This is a genomic window from Aeromonas sp. s2 (assembly GCF_040907935.1).
In the GTDB taxonomy this organism is placed as follows: domain Bacteria; phylum Pseudomonadota; class Gammaproteobacteria; order Enterobacterales; family Aeromonadaceae; genus Aeromonas; species Aeromonas dhakensis.
Map to the genome: position 1 here is coordinate 131,199 of NZ_JBFOCR010000012.1, position 355 is coordinate 131,553.

Sequence of the window (355 nt, forward strand, 5' to 3'; positions counted from 1 at the left end):
TCAACTGCCTCAACTGCCTCAACTGCCTCAACTGCCTCAACTGCCTCAACTGCCTCAACTGCCTCAACTGCCTCAACTGCCTCAACTGCCTCAACCTTGTTCCGGGACCGGTCAAGGTCTACAGCTTTATATGTGATGTCTGTTAGCGCACGACATCCAGTTAGGTAGATATGAAGATCTTTGCTTCTTGTTACGCAAGAAGGGCGCTGAGATAGGTCAATCTCATCATTTCTGTGGATAAGTTTGTATAAAAGCTGTGCTTGGATATGAATAACTAAAAAAGTGCAGTTTTTTGCAATTTTATTGCAGGGGAGGGGTTGCCAGAACGAATTCACTCCCTATAATGCGCCTCCAT

At 45.6% G+C, this 355-nt stretch carries 1 protein-coding gene; it reads right to left on the minus strand.

Annotated elements, in window-relative coordinates:
- Positions 1–335: hypothetical protein (locus AB5Y81_RS10370; protein ID WP_368146639.1), on the minus strand; the 335-nt coding region annotated here is incomplete at its 3' end.
- Positions 336–355: the final 20 nt, after the last annotated feature.